This window comes from Mesorhizobium sp. GbtcB19 (genome assembly GCF_019091085.1).
Taxonomy (GTDB): Bacteria; Pseudomonadota; Alphaproteobacteria; order Rhizobiales; family Rhizobiaceae; genus Mesorhizobium.
The window spans coordinates 1-383 of record NZ_JAGXJY010000135.1 but is presented as its reverse complement, the minus strand read 5'-3'; the positions used below and the strand labels follow the sequence as shown (position 1 = coordinate 383).

Annotated in this window: 1 pseudogene; it reads right to left on the bottom strand. The window is 27.7% G+C overall.

The annotated features are described in order from the left end of the window. Positions 1 to 35: 35 nt before the first annotated feature. Positions 36 to 383, bottom strand: a pseudogene (locus KVT37_RS31940) (hypothetical protein); the annotation flags it as partial.

Genomic DNA, 383 nt, shown 5'->3' with positions numbered 1-383 from the left:
TTTCAATGTAACAACAATAAAAACTTCTTCCTTAGTTATCTTTTCGCAATATTCAAAAGAAAATTAGTCGTTCTTTCTCCCAGAACCCTAAACATAAATAATCTGATGTTCTTTTTAAATCTTTTATCCTTGGTAATCCAAGAACCATTAAAGTGATGAATACAATAAGTATTTTTAGTTACTCTTAAAATCCCCGTTTTATATTCTTTAGGACAAAAGTACTCTTTAGGATAAATATGCATCCCATTATTTAATACTTGATAATTTCCATTAGGCTCAAATCCTTGATCAGAGCAAATTTCAGTGATAATTTCTACATTCGTAGTTGTATCAAGATCCCCGTTTTCCAAATAAAAACTTCTATTATCATAGTATTTTAAAAA